This is a genomic window from Moorena sp. SIO3H5 (assembly GCF_010692395.1).
In the GTDB taxonomy this organism is placed as follows: Bacteria; Cyanobacteriota; Cyanobacteriia; order Cyanobacteriales; family Coleofasciculaceae; genus Moorena.
Genome location: NZ_JAAHHS010000085.1, coordinates 1 through 22,937, shown reverse-complemented (window position 1 = coordinate 22,937; position 22,937 = coordinate 1). Strand labels below are relative to the sequence as shown.

16 protein-coding genes are annotated in these 22,937 nt (G+C 42.9%); 8 read left to right on the top strand and 8 right to left on the bottom strand.

Features of this window, described 5'->3' with window-relative positions:
* Nucleotides 1-642 precede the first annotated feature (642 nt).
* The 3 genes from F6K52_RS12350 (at nt 643) to F6K52_RS12340 (ending at nt 5,266) form a co-directional block, all read left to right on the top strand.
* Entirely contained in the window at nt 643-2,655 is a 2,013-nt protein-coding gene (locus F6K52_RS12350; RefSeq protein WP_293077838.1) for a serine/threonine-protein kinase, read from the top strand.
* 236 nt (nt 2,656-2,891) lie between these two features.
* The gene (gene pgeF, locus F6K52_RS12345) at nt 2,892-3,677 is read left to right on the top strand and encodes a peptidoglycan editing factor PgeF (RefSeq protein ID WP_293077836.1); all 786 of its coding nucleotides are present in this window, start codon (nt 2,892-2,894) and stop codon (nt 3,675-3,677) included.
* Between the two features lie 62 nt (nt 3,678-3,739).
* Nucleotides 3,740-5,266 (top strand): DEAD/DEAH box helicase family protein, encoded by a 1,527-nt coding sequence (locus F6K52_RS12340; RefSeq protein WP_293077834.1) that lies wholly within the window; start codon nt 3,740-3,742, stop codon nt 5,264-5,266.
* A gap of 164 nt (nt 5,267-5,430) precedes the next feature.
* Here the strand turns inward: F6K52_RS12340 and F6K52_RS12335 are convergent, their stop codons facing one another.
* Both F6K52_RS12335 and F6K52_RS12330 read right to left on the bottom strand, forming a co-directional pair.
* On the bottom strand, nt 5,431-6,228 hold the full coding sequence (locus F6K52_RS12335) for a calcium-binding protein (protein WP_293077832.1): 798 nt from the start codon (nt 6,226-6,228) through the stop codon (nt 5,431-5,433).
* 1,038 nt (nt 6,229-7,266) lie between these two features.
* The gene (locus F6K52_RS12330) at nt 7,267-8,736 is read right to left on the bottom strand and encodes an FG-GAP-like repeat-containing protein (RefSeq protein WP_293077830.1); all 1,470 of its coding nucleotides are present in this window, start codon (nt 8,734-8,736) and stop codon (nt 7,267-7,269) included.
* A 1,035-nt stretch (nt 8,737-9,771) separates the two neighbouring features.
* Between F6K52_RS12330 and F6K52_RS12325 the strand changes: the two genes are divergently transcribed.
* The gene (locus tag F6K52_RS12325; protein ID WP_293077828.1) at nt 9,772-11,079 is read left to right on the top strand and encodes a transposase; all 1,308 of its coding nucleotides are present in this window, start codon (nt 9,772-9,774) and stop codon (nt 11,077-11,079) included.
* A 153-nt stretch (nt 11,080-11,232) separates the two neighbouring features.
* Here the strand turns inward: F6K52_RS12325 and F6K52_RS12320 are convergent, their stop codons facing one another.
* A complete protein-coding gene (locus F6K52_RS12320) occupies nt 11,233-11,574 on the bottom strand; it encodes a pre-peptidase C-terminal domain-containing protein (protein ID WP_293077826.1) in 342 nt (113 codons plus the stop codon).
* Nucleotides 11,575-12,067: 493 nt separating this feature from the next.
* On the opposite strand from F6K52_RS12320, the gene F6K52_RS12315 reads away from it, so the two are divergent.
* The 3 genes from F6K52_RS12315 to F6K52_RS12305 all read left to right on the top strand — a co-directional run bounded on the left by F6K52_RS12315 (nt 12,068) and on the right by F6K52_RS12305 (nt 15,971).
* The gene (locus tag F6K52_RS12315; RefSeq protein WP_293077824.1) at nt 12,068-13,216 is read left to right on the top strand and encodes a hypothetical protein; all 1,149 of its coding nucleotides are present in this window, start codon (nt 12,068-12,070) and stop codon (nt 13,214-13,216) included.
* Between the two features lie 317 nt (nt 13,217-13,533).
* The gene (locus tag F6K52_RS12310; protein ID WP_293077822.1) at nt 13,534-14,013 is read left to right on the top strand and encodes a DUF1822 family protein; all 480 of its coding nucleotides are present in this window, start codon (nt 13,534-13,536) and stop codon (nt 14,011-14,013) included.
* Nucleotides 14,014-14,879: 866 nt separating this feature from the next.
* On the top strand, nt 14,880-15,971 hold the full coding sequence (locus F6K52_RS12305) for a DUF1822 family protein (protein WP_293077820.1): 1,092 nt from the start codon (nt 14,880-14,882) through the stop codon (nt 15,969-15,971).
* 248 nt (nt 15,972-16,219) lie between these two features.
* On the opposite strand, the gene F6K52_RS12300 is transcribed toward F6K52_RS12305, so the two are convergent.
* The 3 genes from F6K52_RS12300 to F6K52_RS12290 all read right to left on the bottom strand — a co-directional run bounded on the left by F6K52_RS12300 (nt 16,220) and on the right by F6K52_RS12290 (nt 19,361).
* Nucleotides 16,220-17,344, bottom strand: coding sequence for a tetratricopeptide repeat protein (locus F6K52_RS12300; RefSeq protein WP_293077818.1), 1,125 nt, complete (start codon nt 17,342-17,344; stop codon nt 16,220-16,222).
* 334 nt (nt 17,345-17,678) lie between these two features.
* The gene (locus tag F6K52_RS12295; RefSeq protein WP_008180130.1) at nt 17,679-17,801 is read right to left on the bottom strand and encodes a hypothetical protein; all 123 of its coding nucleotides are present in this window, start codon (nt 17,799-17,801) and stop codon (nt 17,679-17,681) included.
* A gap of 168 nt (nt 17,802-17,969) precedes the next feature.
* Nucleotides 17,970-19,361: a lysine 2,3-aminomutase gene (locus F6K52_RS12290; RefSeq protein WP_293077816.1), complete on the bottom strand. Its 1,392-nt coding sequence runs from the start codon at nt 19,359-19,361 to the stop codon at nt 17,970-17,972.
* 279 nt (nt 19,362-19,640) lie between these two features.
* Here F6K52_RS12290 and F6K52_RS12285 point away from each other — a divergent pair, with 279 nt between their 5' ends.
* A complete protein-coding gene (locus F6K52_RS12285; RefSeq protein ID WP_293077814.1) occupies nt 19,641-20,672 on the top strand; it encodes a hypothetical protein in 1,032 nt (343 codons plus the stop codon).
* A 74-nt stretch (nt 20,673-20,746) separates the two neighbouring features.
* Here the strand turns inward: F6K52_RS12285 and F6K52_RS12280 are convergent, their stop codons facing one another.
* Nucleotides 20,747-21,478 carry a response regulator transcription factor gene (locus F6K52_RS12280; RefSeq protein ID WP_364417313.1) on the bottom strand — a complete coding sequence of 244 codons (732 nt, stop codon included), beginning with the start codon at nt 21,476-21,478 and terminating at the stop codon, nt 20,747-20,749.
* A gap of 179 nt (nt 21,479-21,657) precedes the next feature.
* Complete coding sequence (locus F6K52_RS12275; RefSeq protein ID WP_293077812.1) at nt 21,658-22,623, bottom strand: glycosyltransferase; 966 nt, start codon at nt 22,621-22,623, stop codon at nt 21,658-21,660.
* Nucleotides 22,624-22,937: the final 314 nt, after the last annotated feature.

The window sequence follows — 22,937 nt, the reverse complement described above, 5'->3', positions numbered from 1 at the left end:
CCGTCAGCCGTCCCTACCATGAATCCATGACTTCCGTCACAGAGTATAGTTCCTAAAAGAGCTTGAAGGCGCACCCGTGGCCTTTTGGCCAAGGTTTAATAAGCTGTAACCTGTAACCAATAACCAATAACCTGTAACCAATAACCAATAACCTGTAACCAATAACCAATAACCTGTAACCAATAACAAGATTGCGATTGACCTACGGTCACGCTACGCGAACGCTTCATCGCGTAGCGTGGCCTTTGGCCTCAGCTTCCGCTAAAAGCGATTAGCCCGAAGGGCGTTGGCTAGCGATCGCGTTTGCTAAAATTCTGCTAAAATCTTTCACTAAAGGTAAATTAAGCCTATCACCATTACCCATTCAAATCTCTCGGGAACCGCAAAGCACCTCAAGTAGTGTGGCCTTTTGGGCATCGCTGCTACTTAATCGCTGATTAGCCAACAGTTACGGCTAGCATCTACCCCTAACAGCTACCGCTAGCATCTACCAAAAACATCCTGATACCAGGGAATTTCTACCGTAAGTACTACCGTATGCCATTTAACTGTGACATGCTCCCTCTTAAGAGGAAAATCATCAGGAAAAAACTACCCTCTTAATGGCCTCGTCATACCAAAATTCCCTGATGACCTGCCAGTATGATCTGCTGTCTTAATCCCGATTGCGAGAATCCCATTAATCCGGATGATCACCAGTTTTGCCAAAGCTGTGGTAACAAACTAGTACTCCTGAAAAACCGCTATCGTCCGATTCGACCGATCGGAGATGGGGGATTTTCCAAAACCTATTTGGCAGAAGATAGGGACAAATTGGATGAACAGTGTGTGATTAAGCAGCTAGCCCCCCAAATTGAGGGAACAAAGGCACTGAAGAAGGCACGTGAATTATTTGACCAAGAGGCAAAACAATTGCAAAGGCTGGGACAACATCCCCAAATTCCTACTTTGCTAGCTTACTTTGAAGAAGATCAGCGCTTATATTTGCTCCAAGAGTATATCGAGGGGAAAACCTTAGAGCAAGAGTTGGCAGAAGCAGGACCGTTCAATGAAGACAAGATTAAGGATGTTTTATTTGAACTGCTAACTATTCTCAAGTTTGTCCATCAACAGAAGGTGATTCACCGAGATATTAAACCAGGTAATATCATTCGCCGTCCGACTTCGGGTCAAGGAGCCGAAAAAAAGAGTGAGCTAGTACTAATCGATTTTGGGATAGCCAAGCAATTGAGGGCTACGGTCATCGCTAATATCACTGGCACCACTATCGGTTCCTTTGGCTATGTGCCTATGGAACAAATGGAGGGAGGTAAAGCCTATGCTGCTAGTGATTTATACAGTTTGGGCACGACCTGCTTTCATTTGCTGACTAATGTTCATCCTTGGGATTTGTGGAAGAAACAAGGCTATCGCTGGGTAAATAGTTGGCGAAAGCATTTAAAGCAACCGGTGAGTGAGCAATTGTGGTGGATAATGGATCGGCTGCTTCCAGAAAGCTATCAGCACCGTTATCAGTCTGTAGACCAAGTCTTGGAGGTGTTAGAGTTTAAGTCTGCCACCCCTGCTAATCCTTCTCAATCTACCTCTAAGTATCACGAGTCCTTTCTTAATTTTTTAACGTCATTAAAACAAAATGATAAGTTAAAAAAACAAGTCATGATGGGAGGAGTTTCTTTATTTTCTCTAGGGTTAATTACTCAAGGATATGGATATTTTAGGTATCAAACATTTCCGTCTAATCTAAGTTTTTTGATTGCTGGTTTACCCAGCAGTACATACCTCAAAAATACTCTCAATGGACACACTAACTCAGTGCGTTCTATTGCTGTTAGTCCTGATAGTCAATATTTGGTAAGTGGTAGTAATGATCATACTGTAAAAATTTGGAATTTGCCGAAAGCTGAGCTAGTTAGAACCCTGAATGGCCATGATGGTAATGTTTATTCCGTTGCTATTACTCCTGATGGAGAAACTATTGCTAGTGGTGGCGATGACAATACTATCAAGATTTGGAATTTGAAAACGGGTGAGCTAAAAAATAATCTTACTGGTCATCAGGGGTTTATTAGTTCTGTTGCGATTAGTTCCGATGGAAAAACGTTAGTAAGTGGAAGTTATGACCACACTATCAAAGTTTGGGATTTACCTACTGGTAAGCTGAAACAAACCTTAACGGGGGAAACGAATTGGGTTAGTTCGGTGGTGATTAGCCCTGATGGCAAAACCTTAGTTAGTGGCAATGGGGGCAATACGATCAGAATTTGGGATTTGGATACAGGTGATCTAAAAAAGACCATGACTGGTCATAAAGATTCCGTTGTTTCTCTAATCATTAGTCCTGATGGTAACACATTATTTAGTAGTAGTCTAGACCGTAATATTAAAATTTGGGATTTGACAATTGGTGAATTAAAAAACACCTTGACAGGACATATATACTATGTTCATTCTCTGGCGATTAGCCCGGATGGTAAAACCTTGGTTAGTGGTAGTGCAAATAATACCATTAAGGTTTGGAATTTAGAAACGGGTGAGTTAAAAAATACTCTCACTGGTCATACAAACTGGGTGAGCTCTCTGGCGATTAGTCCCGATGGTAAAACCTTAGTCAGTGGCAGTAGAGATGATAGTATTAAACTTTGGAAGTTGCCTTAAATTATGACAGTCAACTGGTGTTAATTTAAAGTTTTAGGTTATGATAATAAGGGAGTAGGGAGTAGGGAGCAGGGAGCAGGGAGTAGGGAGCAGGGAGTAGGGAGTAGGGAGCAGGGGGAGAGGGTTTGATTTTTTTATAAGTAAATAATATTTAATTTAAATCCACAACAGCTGAAAGGAGAAACTGTAAAATTTAAACTGTAAACTGTAAAGTGTAAACCGTCAACACAATTTAAATGCATACCTGGCACTGGGACACTTGGAACAATTTGCCGTATTTAAGGAGTAGCCTATTGAAGCAATGGAATCACGGCTTCTTCACCTCAGCATTTTCTCCCCGTTCTCCGGAAGAAATGGTCGATGTACTCCAGCCTGATGCCCAGGTGTATCGTGTTAAACAGGTTCACGGCAATACAGTACTGACTCCTGGGGAAATTGAAAGTACCCAAAACGGTGAGCCAGACTCTAATAAACCACCGGCTGATGGTATTATAAGTGAGGAAGCTAACCAAGCTGTGTGGGTTTGTACGGCAGATTGTACGCCCTTACTAATTGGGGATATGGAAACGGGACAGGTATCAGCAGTTCATGCGGGTTGGCGGGGTACTGCTCAACGGATTGTTCCTAATGCGATCGCACGATTGCTAAACAATGGTAGCCGTAAAGAAAATTTACGCATTGCTCTCGGTCCAGCAATTACAGGGGAATGCTATCAGGTATCGGAAACCGTGGCGGCTGAAGTGGGAGCTAGTATTGTATCTACTGATCAAGGGGATAGCACTGAATCAATTCTGGGGGTGTTGCAGCAGCTAGATGACTCCCCGATATTAGATGACCCGAAACCCGGACGAGTACGCTTGGATGTGCGGCGAGTGAATGTCTTACAGTTGGAACAATTGGGTATTGATTCAGAACAAATTGCGATCGCACCCCACTGCACTTACTCGGAACCAGAGCGTTTCTTTTCCTATCGCCGTAATCCACTTAAGAAAGTTCAGTGGTCTGGTATTATTAGCTATTGAAGCTAGGCCAAAGCCTGGCAACGGAACCGGTACGACAATAGCAAAGAAACGTCCTTGAATCCATGCCACGCACCCCTAGATTAACGTTTGACCGGGGAACTCTGATTTTGCATCCACCACCGAGGGGCAACGCTTGGGTGGAGTATGCGACTTGGGATGATCGGGTAGAGAAGTTTCGGATTAGAGGAATTCACTATCGTCCTCTGGTAGAAAGCTTACTCAAAGACAAGGTTGATTTTATTGATGATGCTAGGGAATTTGTGCCTCTGGAACTAGTATCTAGTTTTGAGATGGAACCTTATCCCCATCAACGGGAAGCTCTGTTGGCATGGAAGCGAGCCGGTCGTCAAGGGGTAGTGGTGCTACCAACGGGAGCAGGTAAGACTTATCTGGCTCAGTTGGCAATGCAAGACACTCCTCGTAGTACCATAGTTGTGGTACCAACCCTAGATTTAATGCACCAGTGGTATGCTCAACTCGAAGCAGCCTTTCCAGATGTGGAGGTGGGAGTGTTGGGGGGTGGTTCTCGCGATCGCACGCCTATCCTGATCGCCACCTATGATAGTGCCACTATTCATGCAGAAACCTTAGGGAATCTCTACGCTTTGGTGATTTTTGATGAGTGTCATCACTTACCTACGGATTTTTATAAGGTGATTGCGGAATATGCGATCGCACCCTATCGGTTAGGACTGACAGCAACCCCAGACCGCTCCGATGGCCGTCATTGGGACCTTAATGGTTTGATAGGACCAGAGGTTTATCGGAAAAGCCCTGATGAATTGGCGGGTTTGGCCCTAGCTGACCATAAGGTAATTCAGATTAAGGTCAAGCTGTCCCAAAAAGAACGCGATCGCTATAATTCTTGCATGGCGTTGCGCAATGATTTTTTGCGGAGCTCCAACATTCATCTCGGCAGTATTAAAGGTTGGCAGCAGTTTGTGATGGCAAGTGCGCGATCGCAAAGCGGACGCCGTGCCATGTTAGCTCACCGGGAAGCCAAGGAAATTGCCTTAGGTACCGATGGGAAATTAAGGATTTTGCTAGATTTACTGGCTCAGCATTACCCAGAAAAGATGTTAATTTTTACCAATGGTAATGCTACACTTTATCGCATTTCTCAAGAGTTATTAATTCCCGCAATTACTCATCAAACCCCAGTCAAAGAGCGTCATGATATATTGAAGCGATTTCGGGAGGGAGAGTATCGCTGTTTAGCAGCATCCCATGTCTTGAATGAGGGAGTTGATGTACCCGATGCGCGAGTAGCGATTATCTTATCAGGCACCGGTTCATCTAGGGAGTATATCCAGCGCTTGGGTCGGGTATTGCGTAAAGGTAAAGATGGGGAGAAGGTAGCGTTATTGTATGAAGTGGTAGCCGAGGATACCTCTGAAGAACGAACCTCTTGGCGTCGCCATGGTGGTGGTAGCAAAAATGAACCGCGAAGGCGCAAACAGCCGGAAGGTGCCAAGACCGGTAAGCAATTGGAGTTATTGCCAGACAAGGGTTATCAGGTCAAGCCTAGGAGTAGCCCCAGGGCGGCTGAGTCTAAGGGCAAGTGGGGAGAAGAGGATGATGAGTTTTAGTATTTCTCAAAATGTGATCTGGTGATGGGGTGCTAGGTATCAATGCAACTTGGTACCAACACCCCTCTCACCAGGTATCCCATCACTAGCTTTCCCCTACACCCAGAAAGCCAGTAAAGCCAACAATCCTACTTGTCACCCGGTTAGATAAAGTCCGTTGGCGACTAGACTGAGATAAAGTCAGCAGACGTTAGTAAACCACTAGAATCGACATAAGCAATAATCTCTGCACCTAAGCTAATGCGAGTGCCATTGGTAATAGAAACACCAGATATTGTATCTGTGAATGAGCTTAAGGTGTAATTGGACAATGACCCGGAAATCTGGATCTTGTCAGAGTCAGTTTCGCCAGCGAAGCTAAATCTGTCGAAATTGTCAATGACAGCGTAATCTAGACCAGCACCGTTGTAATAGATCGAGCTACTGGTGCCTAGGATAATCAGATCCCTGGCACCAAAATCACCAGGATCAAGGATATCAATTTCACCAGCACCGTCCAGAATACTGTTAGTACCGTTCAGGGTATCCGAGCCCAAACCTCCAACTAGGGTATCGTTACCACCTCCGCCAGTGAGGCTGTCATTGCCAGAACCACCATAAAGGGTGTCCTTGCCAGAGCCACCAAACATCCGGTCACTGCCTGTACCTCCAGAGAGGAAGTCGTTGCCAGAGCCACCATAAAGGGTGTCCTTGCCAGAGCCACCATAAAGGGTGTCCTTGCCAGAGCCACCATAAAGGGTGTCCTTGCCAGAGCCACCACTGAGGTAATCATTACCACCTTTACCGGAAAGACTGTCGTTACCATCATTACCGTATATTTTGTCGTTCTTCGGGCCACCAATCAGGGTATCGTTGCCACCATTACCGGACATTGTCCAAGACTTCCATTTCTTGAATGGCCAAAAACCTTCTTTGTGTGCTTTTTTGTCGTTGTCTAAGTCGTTACCGGTGTAAGTTCCCATGTCATTTATTCCCTATCGATTGCAATTGTTTGAAAAGTTGTGGATTGTTCTGTTCGGAAAGATGCCCCCTATTTGTCTGAATTACATCTTGAAAAGTTTTTCAATAAATACTAATTATTAATAGTGGGACTTAAGAAACCCAGTTTATGGGTAAGTCAATGGTAATTTTGATCAACCTGATGTTGACCGTTACAGATTTACAAAAAATTACAAAAACGCCTCTGTTAGTAGCGTAAAAAACCTGATTAGTTAACGCTACTACATCGTGATTTTATTGATTTTTGATTGATTAACAGGTCAGTTCATCTAACCATCAAGTAGATCAAGTCAATTCCTTAGACTCAATAGACCCCTTGATTAATGGAGCACCATGAACTGATATATCCGAGACAGATAGTTTGAACCTTGATATAAGTAATTAGCGCTTCAATTAAGTATTGCTATTGATGGCTTACTTAGATCCAATTGGATTATATATCTAACTCGGATACAAATTATAACGTTTACAAAATACTCACTAATTTTTTAACTACATAAAGCTTTGATAAAGATTATAGAAAATTATGCATAAAAGTTCTCAATTCGGTCCAATGGGAGCCAGAAAAGTAAGCAGTTGGAGTTCCAGAGGTGATCACGTTAACAATAGAAATAACCCCCGGCTGAGTCCAAGGGGCAGTGGGGATATAAGGATGATCAGTTTTGAGTGTGATGATCAGCTGATCATGGAGTATTGTCGGGATGGGTAGTTATTCTTGTTTGACAATATTCCTGGAACAATATTGCTTTAAATTGCTATAACCTGTATAATTCATCTTAGGACTTACTAAGCCTACTAAACGTCGTAAGTCCTAGAATAGTATATTCCTCAAAAATTGTTTAATAACGACCTCAGTGCGCACCTTGTCAAGCCAGTGGAAACTAGGGATCCCTTAAAATAGGGGGGGCGATACGCCAGTCACTGATCTGACTTCCCATCAGGCCATATGACCATCTGACTAAACTCTTAGCTCCCTAGTTTACTGCTATAAACAGGCTGCTCTATACAACTAGACCGATTGCTGAGCCATAAAGGATGTTAGTAGCACCAGAATTGATAATACTTCCGAGGTCTTCACCAGGAACTCCTATGGCTAAGTCATCGTAGCCATCCCCATTGAAGTCCTGCACCGCCAAGCTAGATCCAAAGTTATCGTACTCCTCAGCTATATCGTTAACGCCAAAACTATCTTGGCTCCAGAACTGGTTGCCAGTAGTAGTCAAGCCAAAGACAGAACCGTAGATAATGTTTACAGCCCCAGCATCAGTGATTGAATTGATATCTTCATTGGGACTTCCCACTGCTAAATCATCGTAACCGTCGTTATTGAAGTCGCCCACAGCTAAGGTAGTTCCGAAGCGGTCAAATGCTTCAGGGTTGCTGTTAATCAGATCGTCTTGAGTCCAAAGTTGGCTACCAGTGGTAGTCAAGCCTGTTACAGAACCATAAAGGGTATTAACTTTACCTCCATCAGTTACGTTGCCATTTGACAAATCTTCATAAGCAGCACCGATAGCCAGGTCATCATAGCCATCCCCGTCGAAATCTCCGGCAGCTAAACTGCTACCAAAGCGGTCACCTGCTTCATCACCCCCTTGAGGAAAGGCAGTCTGGGTGAAGAATTTGTTACCAGTGCTGGTCAGACCGAAGAAAGAACCATTGATAACGTTAACTATGCCAGTATCTATAATCGATCCCAAATCCTCGTCAGGCGTGCCTATAGCTAAGTCATCGTAACCATCACCATTAAAGTCCCCTGAGGTTAGGGTTTCTCCAAAGCGATCGAAAGCTTCATTAGAACTACCACTAAGATTGTTTTGCTCCCACAATTGGCTACCAAAGCTAGTTAAACCTGTTGAAGATCCTTGCAGGACATTGACTTTACCTACATCAGTGTTCCCATCAAGATCTTCATAAGGAGCACCGATAGCCAGGTCATCATAGCCATCCCCGTCGAAATCTCCGGCAGCTAAACTGCTACCAAAGCGGTCACCTGCTTCATCACCTCCTTGAGGAAAGGCCGTCTGGGTGAAGAATTTGTTACCAGTGCTGGTCAGACCGAAGAAAGAACCATTGATAATGTTAACTATGCCACTATTTGTAGTAGATCCTAAATCTTCGTAAGGCGTGCCTACAGCTAAGTCATCGTAACCATCCCCATTAAAGTCCCCTGAGATCAGGGTCTCTCCGAAGCGATCGAAAGCTTCAGTTGAACTGCCAGCAAGATTGTCCTGGTTCCACAATTGGCTACCAAAGCTAGTTAAGCCTGTTGAAGATCCTCGGAGGACATTGACTTTACCTCTGTTGGTTTCCCCACCAACATCTTCGTTGGGTGTACCTATAGCCAAGTCGCCCCGACCATCACCATTGAAATCTCCTCCAGTTAAGCTAGTACCGAAGCGGTCAAAGGCTTCATTGCCTCCGAAAGGAAATACGGATTGAGTCCAGAATTGATTGTTGGGAATACTCATAATATCACTACTCCTTAATGTTTATCTAATTTGTTCAAAGTCAACAAGCTGTTTTTTTTTAGACAATTTTATGACTTACACAACCCTATGATTGGTTTTGTCATTAAGAGTATGCGGTTTTTGCTTGCTCTATATACTCATCTCTAATAATTCAGATTTTTACGCAAAACTTTCCGGATTTTTTAACTATATATAATGAACTGCGAAGTTGCAAACAGCCGGAACAGACCGAGACGCTTAAGCAGTAGGAGTTCCAGGGGTGATAAGGTCAACAATAGGAGTAGCCCCAAGGTAGCTGAGTCCAAGGGGCAGTGCTCATAAGAGGCTGATAAGTTTTGAGTGGAATGATCAGGTGATCATAGAGTATTGTCGGGATGGGTTAGTGATTGCTATATAACAATATTGCTTGAACAATATTGCTTTAATGGATATAAGTTGTATAATTTATCTTAGGACTTACTAAGCCGACTAAAGCTTGTAAGTCCTAATATGGTATATTCCTCAAAAGGTGATCTGGTGATGGGGTGCTAGAGATCAATTGAACTTGGTGTCAACACCCCTTTCCGCAGGTCTTACCCTTTTGTCAAAACCAAACTTCAGTGTTGAAAACCCTCAAAGTTATAGAAAAGGGGTAGTGAAATAGTCAAGTTTCAGTGTGTAGCTGGTATCACCACTGAACTGATAGACTTGGACGAAGTAGTCACCGTAAAGGTCAATATCTGAGATTAATTCTGAGATACTGCCACCACTAGTTGAAGTGCCAATGACTTCGTCACTAATGTCAACCAGACCATTGTTATCAGAATCTTGGATTACTCGCAGATCGGCATCACTACTGAGTCCAGTAAGGCTAATGTTGACCCCCTCGTAAAATCCAACTAAACGGGCAAGGGGTCTCCCGTTATAATCTCCGATTTAACGGGAGGGGAATTGCCCGACAGCGTCTGGAAGTTCTCAACAGATTGGCCTTTGGCCACGCTTGTGGCCAGAGGCCGACCCTGCTTGAGGTGCGAGCGTAAGTGGTACAATAGCAAAGTGATATTAACGTACTGCTACAAAATCAAACCAAGTCCCGAACAGATAGCCATCATGGAAAGGTGGCTTGAACTGTTACGCCGTCATTGGAATTATGCTTTAGGACAACGGCTTGATTGGCTCAATCGGACTCGTTCCCCGATTGATAGATGTAGCTTAATCAGTGAGCCGATCGGTGAGATACCAAAACCGGTTAACTATTACACTCAACAAGCGGCTCTCAAGGAAACTAAGCGACTGTTTCCTGAGTACAAGCAAATCTATGCAGAAACTCAGCAGGTTAACCTACAACGGCTTAACAAAGCATGGGATAGGTGGCGAAAACCGGACGCCAATGGTAACAGAGGCGGTAGACCTCGTTTTAAAAGACCTGGAGAACTCCGATCGCGCAGCGTGACCAAAGGTCAATCATTTGTATTTCCCAGGGTAAACAATTCTAAAGCTGGAGCACACTTAATTGACGGCGTTCTAAAGCTAAGCCGAATTGGTTCAATTCCTGTGGTAATGCATCGACTGTTGCCTGATGGATTTACTCTTAAGCAATGTACAGTCATCAAAAAAGCTGATGGTTGGTATTGCTGCATCTCAATGAAGGATGATACCGTACCTGAAATATTACCCGTAGATGCGGTTAAGTCTGCTGTTGGAATTGATGTTGGCTTAGAGAAGTTTTTGACCACGTCTGACGGTGAAGCAGTACCTATCCCACAGTTTTATAGGAATGCTCAAGACAGACTGGCTAAAGCTCAAAAAGTAATGTCGCGTCGTGTTAAGGGGTCTAATAACTGGAAAAAAGCTAAAAACAAAGTCGCTTTATTGAACCTTTATTTAGCCCGTTGTCGAAAGGAATTTCATTATCAGGTCGCTCACTGGCTGTGCAGCAAGTATGACTTAATTGCTCATGAAAACTTAAACATCAAAGGACTTGCGCGAACTAAGTTAGCGAAATCAATACATGATGCAGCCTGGGGTAAATTTCTGGAAATATTGCAAGCAGTGGCGGTAAAACGCGGTTTGTTAGTCCAGGAAGTTAATCCACGGGGAACAAGTATTGAGTGTTTTAATTGTGGTTCCAGAGTCGAAAAAAGTTTAAGCGAACGAGTTCATTTTTGTTTTAGTTGTGACGTCAAAATTGATTCGGCGAAGCCGACGCTGCGCGAACGCGACTGGAATAGTGGCATCAATATTTTGAATCGTGGATTAATGGCGGTTGGACTGCCGCTCAATGGCTGTGGTAAATCGGCACAGGATGTCGAGGATCAGCAAATATCATTTGTGAATTTGAGAAGCCTACATCATAATCTTTGATTTGATGTAGGAGTAGTCACTCGAAAACTCGTAGGTATCAGTGGTATCTGTGTTACCAACAAAACCACTTCGGCTCTGATCTCCGGACAAGTTACCAAAATCCTGTTCTGTGTGAAGTATGTTGCTAGGATCGGAGGTGGATAAGGCGATATCCTAGGAGACAGAGCCAGAGCTACCTGGACCATAGCGCTCCACCTGGGCAAAGTAGAGACCGGTCACTTGATCCGCAAGGTTAATTGAGTCATCACTATTTCCGAATCTGCTGGAACTGGCAATTTGCTGATCCGCTGAATCAAAAACACCATTGTTATTGCTATCCCGAAATATTCTGAGATCAGCATCGTCTCCAGCACTGATATCAGTTATGGCAATATGGATGTTGCTGGTTCCATTAAGACGGAACTCGAAGACATCTTTGGGGTCATGGGGCGTGACAGAGAAACTATCGAAGTTGACGGGAGTGTTTGTTAAAGTACCAAGGAAAAAATCAGCCATTGTTTTTTTCCTGATCGTAATGTTTTGACTTGAGTTAAAGTAAGTAATTATTCTTTATGACTTACACAACCCTATGATTGGTTTTTTTGATTAAGAGTATGCAGTTTTTTATTGCTCTATATACTTATCTCTAATAATTCAGATTTTTACGCAAAATTATCTGAAAAATTTTAAAACTTCGACTGTCTCTGGGCTTGAGCTATATTTGAAACGTGTTCACACCCATAGATATTTAGAGCCAACTCAGGAGCAACGGTCAAGAGTTAAGTTGACTGATGCATTAACTTACTAAATTTTTTTAACCCTAAAGGGTGTATCTCAGGTCTATATTGTAAAAGTCAGATGCACCATCAACACACCTCACTCTCGTAATCTTTGGATACTAGATTCAGAAGTACGTAAGGTAGGTTTTATATAAAGTTATGTAAGGGATTTCATAAAATTTGGAAATTACCCTGATAACTACTTGGACAAAGATTCCTGATCAATGGTCATGAGCAATTTAATTCGACACATGGTGATTAAAATACAACAATTTAATGGGTCAAATCAACAGCGGAACCAGGCTTTGGCAGAACTGGTTGAGCAAATTTTACGTACCCGTAAAGTGTGTCGCCCACGGCCAGGTCACCCTCTATCTGGCATCTATCTAGAGATCTATCAGACTGTACAGCAGCAGCTCAACCATCAACTCGACGATGATATTGACAGCCGATATCTAGAAATGACTTCTGATCAGGAGTGGACTTCTTGGCGAGATAGTGTTTTTAAAAAGGTACTCGACGAGGATCGTCTTCAGCAGCTAGCCCTAGAAGCACAACGACACGAACTCAATACCCCAGAGCGATTTTATGCCTTAACGGAATTGCTCAATGCCATTAAGCTTTCTGGTAAGCTTTACCATCGAGGCCAATTTTCCCCTGATGTCTATGATGATGCTGTGAATCGGACATTGTATTATGTCTATCAAAACCTCAATCACTACAATCGAGAAAAAGGAAAATTTCTAAACTGGGTCAATTATCGCCTCAATAAGATGCTACAAAAAGCTCAACAAGACCTCACTGACCCATTTATCCAAGCTCAATCTGGCAAAATTGTTAGAATCAAATATAAGTTCAGCGCTCTGATTAAAAGTACCAAACTAGATTCTGTGATTGTTTGGATAACACTGACCATCAAAAGTTTAATTACAAACAAGACCGATGCCAGTAACGTTACTAAAATTCTGATGGTCTTATTTTTGTTGTGCCAGTTAATCGCAAAAGACCGGACAAAAGCAGATTCATTAGTGTTTGAGATGGCTAAAGCCTCTCTGCCTTTATCCGCAAACTTGTCTGAGCTCACTGGGGAATCACTCACCATAGAGACTGTGGCACAACCAGAAACAGAACTGACCTTATATGACCAGGTCAGACACTATTTTAAAGAAGACCCGGAAAATTTATTGCAGAAACATATCAAAAACCATCCTTCAGCTACCTTGCAAGTGATAGGGTTAGCCTACCTCGACGGAAAAAAATGGCAAGAGATATCGGACTCTTTAGACATTAAAATTTCATCCCTGAATAACTTCTTTCAACGTAATCTGAGGAAATTAGCCCCAGAAATCAAGAGATATATAGAAGAAGAGATGGGCTAAAAATGCTATAAACAAATACAGGCTTGTCCCAATCGCTCCTGAATCTGCTCCATACATAAACCTACATATAGCGTTTGTATTTTATAGGTTAACATACTCCCAAAGACCAAGAGGCAAGAGGCAAGAGGCAAGAGGCAAGAGGCAAGAGTTAATCAACTAGGGATGCATCGCTTTTTCCAATTCCTACACGAAACGCTATCACCTTTAGGGGTTAGAGGGAATTATTACAGTATCTATATTATACTAACGATAGAGTTGATAATTTATTGGTAAGGCTAAACTAGAGGGATTGCTAAATCACACCAGCCTGTAAAATTATGGTTAGACTACCAGAAGCAGCCCATCAGCTAGCAGAAAAGCGTTGCCAACAGCAATCTAATCTGGAAAAAGCCGAACAGGTTTATCTCAATACCTTGGCGGTGTATGCAGTGGATGAGTACTTACAGGGTCTAGGATTTGAAACTGACTTAGAGTCTAGTGATAGCCATAATTCGATCATGCAGACATTCCTAGATGTGGCTGATTTAGTGGTTAAAAATTATGGCAAGCTCGAATGTAAACCAGTCTCACCAGATGCCGAGTTTGTTTACCTCCCAGAAGAAGTTTGGCAAGATAGAATTGGTTATATAGCGGTACAACTAAATGACTCCTTGACAGAAGCAAAACTGCTGGGATTTGTGGAAAATGTGGCAACTAATGAGTTACCGTTAAGGAAGTTGCAGCCGATGGCAGATTTTCCAGGATACCTTCAGGATTTACCAATAACATCAACCGATAGTCGAGAGCTTGCATGTTGAAGGTGGAAGGTTATTTGTCAGAATGCAGAATGTGGAATTAAGAATGCAGAATGTGGAATGCAGAATGTGGAATGTGGAATGTGGAATGTGGAATGTGGAATGTGGAATGTGGAATGTGGAATGTGGAATGTAGAATGTAGAATGCAGAATGTAGAATGTAGAATGCAGAATGCAGAATTATAAATTCTACATTATTAATTATTAATTATTAATTATTAATTATTAATTTGGCACTGCTCCCTGCTCCCTAAAAACCAGAAATTTTTACCTCACAAGTCTTATAATTGCTATAATCTTGGCCATTGAGGTGATTGATTTAACTTCGAAATTCAGCTAAATGTGCTCAGGGTGCTTAATACCGTTTCAGGAATGTTAAAAATCAAAATCATAGCGAGCGCTACGCCTAGGGAATAGGGAACAGGAGCATGTCAATTTTGTTAATCCCTGATTTAGATCCCCCATTATCCCCCTTAATAAGGGGGACTTTTGAATCTAATTCCCCCCTTTTTCAAGGGGGGCTAGGGGGGATCTATTTACCTGATTACAAAGGTGACATGCTCCCACAGGGAACAGGGAATAGAGAACAGATAATAGGTAATTAAAAAGCGTTTACATTATTTTTAAATCAATTTAATTTTCACCTATCAAAGTAAAAAACGATAATAATTTATGTTACAGTATTGGTAGGCTGATTTTAGGGAATTGGTATAAAACCAGAGCATCCCAAAGTTCTATTTCTTACTAAGAACTAAAAACTCACAACTATTTTGTTCAGAAAAATTATTCACCTATAAATTAGGATTACTAGGTAGATTATGCTCCTAGTTTAGGGAATACTATGATCGCAATCAGCACAGGATGTAATCATGACGTCTACCATTAAGTCGTACAGTGAACCCTTAACCTTTAGAGTTCCCCTAGCTTTAGCAGCACATCGCAGAGCAAAGGAATTTCAACAGGACCAAGCTAATCTAACTAAAGCGAAACAGGTTTATTTCAATACTCTGGCAGTGTATGCAGTTAACTTTTACTTGCGGTGTATGGGATTTGAGACAAACTTAGAGGAAAGCGACAGTTGGAACCCAGTGATGCAAACCCTGATGGATGTTGCGGATCTGACTGTGAAAAATCATGGTAAGTTGGAGTGTAGACTTGTTTTACCTGAGGCTAAGTGTGTCAAAGTTCCAGCAGCAGTCTGGCAGGGACGAATTGGTTATGTGGCGGTGGAGCTTGATCAAGCATTGGAAGAGGCAACTCTGCTAGGATTTGCTGATACAGTGCTAACAGAAGAATTACCCCTCAACCAATTGCGAACCCTGAAAGAGTTACCGCCACACATTAGAGCGTATCGGCAATCTCCCCAATCCCAGGTAGGGGCAAAGCAGTGGAGCCATAGTCATGCTCTCAAACCCAAGGTCTTGTGTCCTGATGCTTCACCTTCCAACACTATGCAAACACACCTTACCCAACAACAGCAACCACAAAGTCAGACACCAGTAGTGCGATTAAGGCAGTGGTTAGAGAATAGTTTTGAGGCAGATTGGAAGACTGTGGAAACTATCTTACCGCCAGCACCGGAGCCAATGCTGGATTTCAGAAGTTTCCCCTTTGACCAACCTAGTAAAGGATTGCATACTACCGTGGGAGTAAAACGAGGTAAGCTACTCGGTTCGGAAATCGCTTGGGGTGCCGAGAAGGTGGCTTTATTTGTGGAGCTACATCCAACGGATTCACCCAAAATAAATATATTCATTGAACTTTATCCTGCTGGTGCTGCAGACCGTCTTCCCCAGAATCTACAGATTATGGTGCTGGATCACGAGGGAATTGCGGTGATTCAAACCCAAGCTAGACAGACGGAAAATATTAAGTTGCAAGTAAGTGGCGAACCGGGAGAACGTTTTAGCATTAAGTTAGTTTTGAATGATGTCAGTATTACAGAAAATTTTTTAATATAAAGTCAGGGGGAATGGGTAAGATTGCAATCGATTCATAATACCTAATAACTAATTACCAACTGACCAATTCATCGAAGAATTAATAGTGAATACAGACAGAACAAGAACGCCAACGGGCAGAGCAAGCAGAGGAAGCTTTAGAGGAAGCTCAAAAAACCTTGGCCCAAGAAAGAAGTCGTATGAAAGCATTACTGGAGCAATTAAAAGCTAAAGGGATAGATCCAAAAGATTTGGATCTGTGCTGATCCTTATAGAAACTTTTGCAGTTGCTTCAGCAGAGACTCGGTCTGCTCAATCCCTTCGTTATCCCGTTGACTCTGGTAAAGTTCTAGGGCTTTTTCGATAGCAGTGAGAGCTTCGGTGACGCGAGAACGTTTTTTTAAGGCTATTCCTAGGTTATAGTGAGCTTGGGCATTTTCCGGAGCCAGTTCAATTAAACGTCTATAGGTTACTACTGCTGGTACGTATTGTTCTTGGGCTAGAAGAATTTTCCCGATGTACTCCTGTGCTTGTACTAAATCAGGTTGGGCAGAAACTGCTCGACGAAATGCTTTGAGGGCATTGGATAAATTCCCTCTTGATTCGAGAATTTGACCGATCTGGAGGTGAATGTCAGGATTACGAGGGGCTAATTTCACCGCTTTTTCAAAAGCCGCCAGTCCAGCCCTCTCATCTCCATGAATCAACCAAGCTGTGCCCAAATTTAGTTGGATACGGGTTTCGTTCGGAGCAATTTCCGCTGCTTTTTGGAACACTTTAATGGCTTCTTCAGCATTTTCCTGCTCTAACCAAGCTGCACCGATTAACTGGTATACTGTTAGATTGTCTGGCTCAAGTTCGAGAATTTGTTCATAGGTTTTTATCGCGCCTTGATACTCCTGTTGACGTAGCAGGGTAATGGCCAAACCAAAATAGGCGTTAATATTCTCCCGGTTCAGTCTAGTGGCACGACGATAGGCCGTAGCAGCACCAGCATTGTCCCCAGCATTGGCGAGACTGTAACCCAGTGCGTAATGGAAATTAGCATTTTCTGGCTCTAGTGCGATCGCTTTTTTGTAAGCGGCGGCGGCTTCTTGGAATTTGCCCAGACTTGCCTGTAAGTAGCCGATCCCAGAAAAAATCTTAGGGTTTCTATGTTCCAGCTTAGCTGCTTCTTCATAAACCGCAACCGCTTCCTCATAGTCACCCGCATCTACAAACTCTCGTGCTTGATGGAGAAGGTCATTGAGCTGTTGATTATACTGCTGTCGGCTAGATACCAGAGTTGGCATTGCTTCAGCAATTTCTGGCAGGGGGGTTGCCACTACGGAAAAAAATAAGCTAAGAAGGAGGAACAAAGTTTGCTGTAGCAAAGTCAATGTTTTCATGCTCATCAGGGTCGTGTACTTTTGGGATGGTTCACTTACTGATGAGTTTTACCATGAACACCCCCTATTCGGGAAGGGTTAGCCGGTATAAATTTTGGTTAACTTCTGTTAAGCTACGCGGTTGCTTCTGGTCAACCTATGATAATAACCCTTCTGGTCTAGACCGGAAGGGTTAGTGTTGTTGGAGGATGTCAAGGTTAAATTTTCATAACTTAACAATCCTCTTTTAGATATATATAGTAGATGTCTTTTTTATGACCCACCTATAGGGCTATAGGTGGGCTTTTTGAGTTTCATGGAAAGTTGAACCAGGGATGGCAAGCCTGATCCATAACGAATATTAAGACTGCAAAGCACCACTTTGAACCATCATCAGGATGAAAATACCAACACTGGCTACCACCAAAACAAGACCTAAAGCCACTGATTGACCCAAATGGTTGGGAGTTTGAGAAGTCTTCATGTCTGTTGTCCTTTCTTAAAGTTATGTATGCCGATAATGAACGATAACAAACTTTTGACAAGGTTGATAAGAAAAAGCAAAGTCTCTTAACGTAACTTTACTTAAGTTAATATTGGCTAAAGTGTGATCTACTTTGCTTTTTAGGGATCTCTTTACTGGTTAACGTGACTATTGAATTTGCAGACGCGCCCTAGTTATTCTCTCCAGCTCCTTTTGATAGAAGAACTCTTTTTCGCCGAACGCTGGGGCTAGCTCACCAAACCAGGTGGCTTGAGGGTCATAGCAGGCAAAGAAGGGCACCTTGCACCAATTAGGATCCCGCCCCCGAATAAACGAGAGAACAAATACCTTTTCGCCCATCATGTGGGCAACTCCACTGATAAGTACTTTACCTGGCAATGCTGACATTACAGGTCCTCGCACAGTTTGACTCAGACCGGACACTCCTTTAATTGCATCCCGGAAAATTTCCCAAGTACGTACTAGGGGTATTCCAAAGTAGTGTTTTGGTCCTGTGTCTCGCTCAACAAACATATAGTACGGAATGCACCCTAGTCGCACCTGCATCTGCCACATTCTTCTCCAGACTCTAGCAGAATCATTTACGTGCTTGAGTAACGGACTTTGTGCACGGAGCTGAGCTCCTGTAGAGCGAATGCGTCGAATCGCCTCCTGAGCAATTGGGGTATCAAGTTCTCGCCAGTGGGTGTAGTGACCCATAACAGCTAAATGTTTCCCACTGTAGACTATTTTTTCAAACAAGCGTAGCACATCATCAGCATCTCGATCGGTAACGTAACGATAGGGCCAGTAGGCAACTGACTTGGTTCCAATGCGAATGGTTTGGATGTGTTCAAATTCTGGGTCTAGCAGTGGTTCAATATATTGAAAAAGCCTCCGGGCACTCATAATCATAGGATCCCCGCCCGTAAGCACAACATCAGTTACCTCTTTGTGCTGGCGGAGGTAGTCTTGGAACCTCCCTGACTCACGAGTAGCAAATTTGTGAGTATTCGTATTTACAAATTGTGCCCACCTAAAACAAAATTGACAATAGGCGTGACAAGCCTGACCAGATGAAGGAAAAATGAGGACGGTATCTGGGTATTTATGTTGGATTCCAGGGATTAGTTCACCATCCAACCTTGGCACGTTATAATCTACTTGTCCTCCAGGATGTGGGTTGAGACGAGAGCGAATGTCATCAGCAGTTCTACGGATAGTTTCTTTCGACCCATTTGTTTTCAGCAACTTAATTAGTCGATTTAAGTCTTCTGGGTTTAACATATCTGAATGAGGGAAGGTCATGCGAAAAATTGGATCATCAGGTATATTGTTCCAATCAATTAGTTGCTCAACAATATAGTTATTTACTCGAAAGGGAAAAACATTACTTACCGCTTTCATTGCCAGGCGTTCATGACTTGGGAGTTTTTGTAGCTGGGGCAAGTTCTCTATATTATTACTACCAATTTTGTTAAAGGGGTTACTGGTTAAGGGGTACATATTTTTCTTGCAAATCTCTAACTCAGGGAACAGAAGTTGTATTTTAGCCTTCAATGGTCATATCAATGGTCATATTTTTGCAAAAGTTATGCAGCACGGTCATGGGGGCAATCCCCATGACCGACTGCATCAAAACAGTGATATGCACCCCTCGTTAGGGTTCTGCAAGTTTTTTTTGTGATACCAAGTTAAATTTATAGTAGTTAAAGTAAAAGTTAAGACATATTTATGCTACCTGAAACGAAGTCCCTTTAAACAAAAAAAATCTGTCCTCAAATATACTTCGGTTGTTATATTGTTCACTAAATACATAGTATTTTAACATAAAAAAACATGAGTAAATATACCGAAAATTTTTGGGTTTTTAAAGCACTTAATGGAATTGTAGACATTAACTTCAATACAGAAAAAAGTATTGAAGAATTTTGCAATTTTGTATTATCGGGACTTAAAAAATCAGGCCACACAGGCTCAAACTTCCGAAATTTCAGGTTGCTCGATACATCGATGAATGATTCTTATACAATTTTGCAATCAACTTTTCGCAAAGCTAATGAGATTAGAGCTCAAAACGAGAATAGTGGAGGAATACAAATACTCTTAGCTGACCCTTACAGTGAGTTTGCACGTAATAGAGCTGAGTCAATTAGTAAGAATCCATTTCAACAGCCGATGTCGCCAATTAAAAAGATGGAGGATGGTTTAGAGCAGATTATTGTATCTATGAGAGACTTGGCTGAAACACAGCAAAGAAGAGCTTTACCCTCATGTATGGAGGGTGTTAAACCAAAACTGGAATTTATTCACAAATACGGTAAGGATTTTGGGTTGAGACTTTTACTCTATTCAGATGTCCCCAGTGGACCAATGTACTTTTTTCAAAACATTTTACTCAAAGGAAGGTTCTGTGTGGGAGAATCTGCAGTTAATCTTCCCTGGATGATGATTATTGATGATCCTAATTGTAGCAAAGATTTTTACAATGTTTTTAGCGACGAGTTTGATCGGATATGGGAGCGTAGTGAAGAAGAAAACTATCAGTATCCAAGAGAAAAAAAATTAAAAGCAGAAGAAACAAGGATTAGAGAATTAGAGCAAGAGATTAGTCGTTTGAATGAAGAATTAAAAATTTTTCGCTCTCAAGCAAATTCTGAGGAAAACCAACCTCAGCTAAAAAACCAGATTACCAGGGGTCTAGGGACTTTGGTGTCCACAGTGGTTGAGGTTATGGATCATGCTCAGCGCTTCTTATTCACTTGGCAGTTATTCGTAATTTTAATAGGTTTATTGGTGGCAGTATTTGTGGGAGTGGGATCTAAGATTGACTTTAATCAGCTTCTACCAAAGCCAACCCCTCCGCAATAATCTATCCCAAGTGAGTCCAGTCTGGAAGCTCAATCACTTCGGTGAAAGTTCAGTCTAGCTAAATGCTTTACCCTCTATTTCGTTAAACCATGTTCCAAAGCATAGCGAACTAACTCAGTACGGCTATTAGTTCCGGTTTTACTAAACAAACGACTAACGTATTTCTCAACATTACGAACGCTAGTCTCTAAACGTCGGGCAATTTCTTTATTCATTAGCCCTTGGGCAACCAAATCTAAAACACTCTGCTCTCTAGCTGTAAAATCAATGCGCAACGGTGGAGGAGTTTGCACAATACCATGCTTCTGGTCTAACATTGCCCGGATTTCAGCCACTTGCTTGGCTATCTTTTCAAGCTCTGTACTACCTACACTATCTTCCGAGTTAGCAGCGCGACGCTCCAAGAGGTTTTGAACAATAGCGACTAATTCATCTGGATCAAAGGGCTTCGGTAGGTAGGCATCACAACCGGCCTGATAACCCTGAATTCGATCTGAGGTCATGCCACGGGCGGTCAGAAAAACTACTGGCAGTGCTTTAAAACGGGGGTCATCTCGAAGCTGCTGTAGGAATTGATACCCATCTACTTTAGGCATCATGATGTCAGAAATTACTAGCTCGGGTGTGTTTTGCTGTAACATCTGCCAAGCATCATTAGCATTGCTGGCAACCTGTACAGTAAAACCAAATTCTGTCAAATACTCTTTGACTGCTTCCCTTACTCCTGGTTCGTCGTCTACCAATAAGAGTTTTGCTGACATCGCTACTTCCTTAACCCCTACTTCGTTTAAGAGTTTTTCTGACATCGGTAGTTCCTTAACCCCTACTACCCTTAGTGTAGCGCAGTATAGCGCAATGTAGCGCACTTTACTGGTGATTAGTGATTTGTGATTAATCGGGAATCGGGAATCGGGAATCGGGAATCGGAACCCACCCCTAACCCCTCCCAGGAGGGGAACGGGAATCGGGAATCGGGAATCGGGAATCAGCTTCGAGGGGAAAGCAACTCAATCTGATCAGCTTTGTCTGGCAGCCAGGCTTCTTGTTGTCCCTTTGCCCTTGCCCAAGTTCCAAATAGACCAATCGGTGTGCTGATTAACTCAATGGGATCGGTTTTGCCTGCGATCGCATTAATACTATTGCGCGGTAGTTCTTTCAGCAACCAACGACTGATCCGATACAGATATTCCTTTGGTGAAATATCCCGCATCAAGGGGACACCATGGAGCTGATGTAAGTAACGGTTAGACCGACCATAGCGATGCCATTGACTGTGATACTCCCGAAAGGTGGAACGGTGTCGGTGCTCCACTATGGCAGTTGGGGCAAGGAGTAATTGCCAGTTGCTTTGCTTTTGAATCCGCCAGCAGATATCAGCATCACCACCAGTGGTCAGGTAAGGACGGAACAATCCCACTTCCTCGAATGCTTGCCGTCGGATTGCTAGGTTAGCGGTTTGACCGTAGGGACAATAAGAATTGTTTAAGGTATGTTCCTGAGATAGAACATTATGGTACTCAGCGTGTTTTTCTAGCCAGGTTTTACCGGGCAACCCGATGATTTGACCCGCAACAATACCAATACTAACCTTCGCAAAGGGTGAGACCAGGTCAGCTAACCAATGGGGTTGGGGACGACAGTCTGCATCAGTAAAAGCAATTATTTCCCCCTTGGCTGCTCGAATTCCTTTGTTACGGGCGGCATAGGAGCTTTGAATCTGGTCTTCTAGGATGTAGTGGAAGGTTATGCCCTCAGATGCTCCCTCAGTAACAGCAGTTTGGATGAGTGAGGCAGTGCGATCGCTGCTATTATTATCCACTAACAGATACTCTACTTGGTCAGTGGGATAGGTCTGTGCCTGTAAACAACGGACTAACTCTGGTAAATCTGCTTCACCGTTGTAGATTGGTACAACTACTGAAACCTTGGGCAAGCATTTGTCATTTGTCATCTGATAGGCAACAGGGAACAGGGAACAGGGAATAGGGATGGAGCTATTAGCGATCAGTTATAGCGCTACGCCAAAGGCAAGAGGCAAGAGGCAAGAGGCAAAAGTTTACTACAACAGCTTTTGAACTTGTATCAATGTCCTAACTTTAATGCGTAGTGCTATATCAGTTATCCGCTTTGGAGCAAGCTAGTGATTGGTGCAAGTGATTAAAATAAGCTGTTCGCACAGCGTGAGCCTAAGGCTGACCGCTGATCGCTGACCGCTGATCGCTGACCGCTGACCGCTGACCGCTGACCGCTGACCGCTGACCGCTG

Excerpts from the sequence above, each read along its gene's own strand:
- F6K52_RS12275 (WP_293077812.1), bottom strand. The coding sequence starts at position 22,623 with ATGACAAATGACAAATGCTTGCCCAAGGTTTCAGTAGTTGTACCAATC.
- pgeF (WP_293077836.1), top strand. The coding sequence starts at position 2,892 with ATGCATACCTGGCACTGGGACACTTGGAACAATTTGCCGTATTTAAGG.
- F6K52_RS12280 (WP_364417313.1), bottom strand. The coding sequence starts at position 21,478 with ATGTCAGAAAAACTCTTAAACGAAGTAGGGGTTAAGGAAGTAGCGATG.
- F6K52_RS12300 (WP_293077818.1), bottom strand. The coding sequence starts at position 17,344 with ATGAGCATGAAAACATTGACTTTGCTACAGCAAACTTTGTTCCTCCTT.
- F6K52_RS12315 (WP_293077824.1), top strand. The coding sequence starts at position 12,068 with ATGAGCAATTTAATTCGACACATGGTGATTAAAATACAACAATTTAAT.
- F6K52_RS12305 (WP_293077820.1), top strand. The coding sequence starts at position 14,880 with ATGACGTCTACCATTAAGTCGTACAGTGAACCCTTAACCTTTAGAGTT.
- F6K52_RS12340 (WP_293077834.1), top strand. The coding sequence starts at position 3,740 with ATGCCACGCACCCCTAGATTAACGTTTGACCGGGGAACTCTGATTTTG.
- F6K52_RS12320 (WP_293077826.1), bottom strand. The coding sequence starts at position 11,574 with ATGGCTGATTTTTTCCTTGGTACTTTAACAAACACTCCCGTCAACTTC.
- F6K52_RS12330 (WP_293077830.1), bottom strand. The coding sequence starts at position 8,736 with ATGAGTATTCCCAACAATCAATTCTGGACTCAATCCGTATTTCCTTTC.
- F6K52_RS12285 (WP_293077814.1), top strand. The coding sequence starts at position 19,641 with ATGAGTAAATATACCGAAAATTTTTGGGTTTTTAAAGCACTTAATGGA.
- F6K52_RS12335 (WP_293077832.1), bottom strand. The coding sequence starts at position 6,228 with ATGGGAACTTACACCGGTAACGACTTAGACAACGACAAAAAAGCACAC.
- F6K52_RS12350 (WP_293077838.1), top strand. The coding sequence starts at position 643 with ATGATCTGCTGTCTTAATCCCGATTGCGAGAATCCCATTAATCCGGAT.
- F6K52_RS12310 (WP_293077822.1), top strand. The coding sequence starts at position 13,534 with ATGGTTAGACTACCAGAAGCAGCCCATCAGCTAGCAGAAAAGCGTTGC.
- F6K52_RS12295 (WP_008180130.1), bottom strand. The coding sequence starts at position 17,801 with ATGAAGACTTCTCAAACTCCCAACCATTTGGGTCAATCAGTGGCTTTA.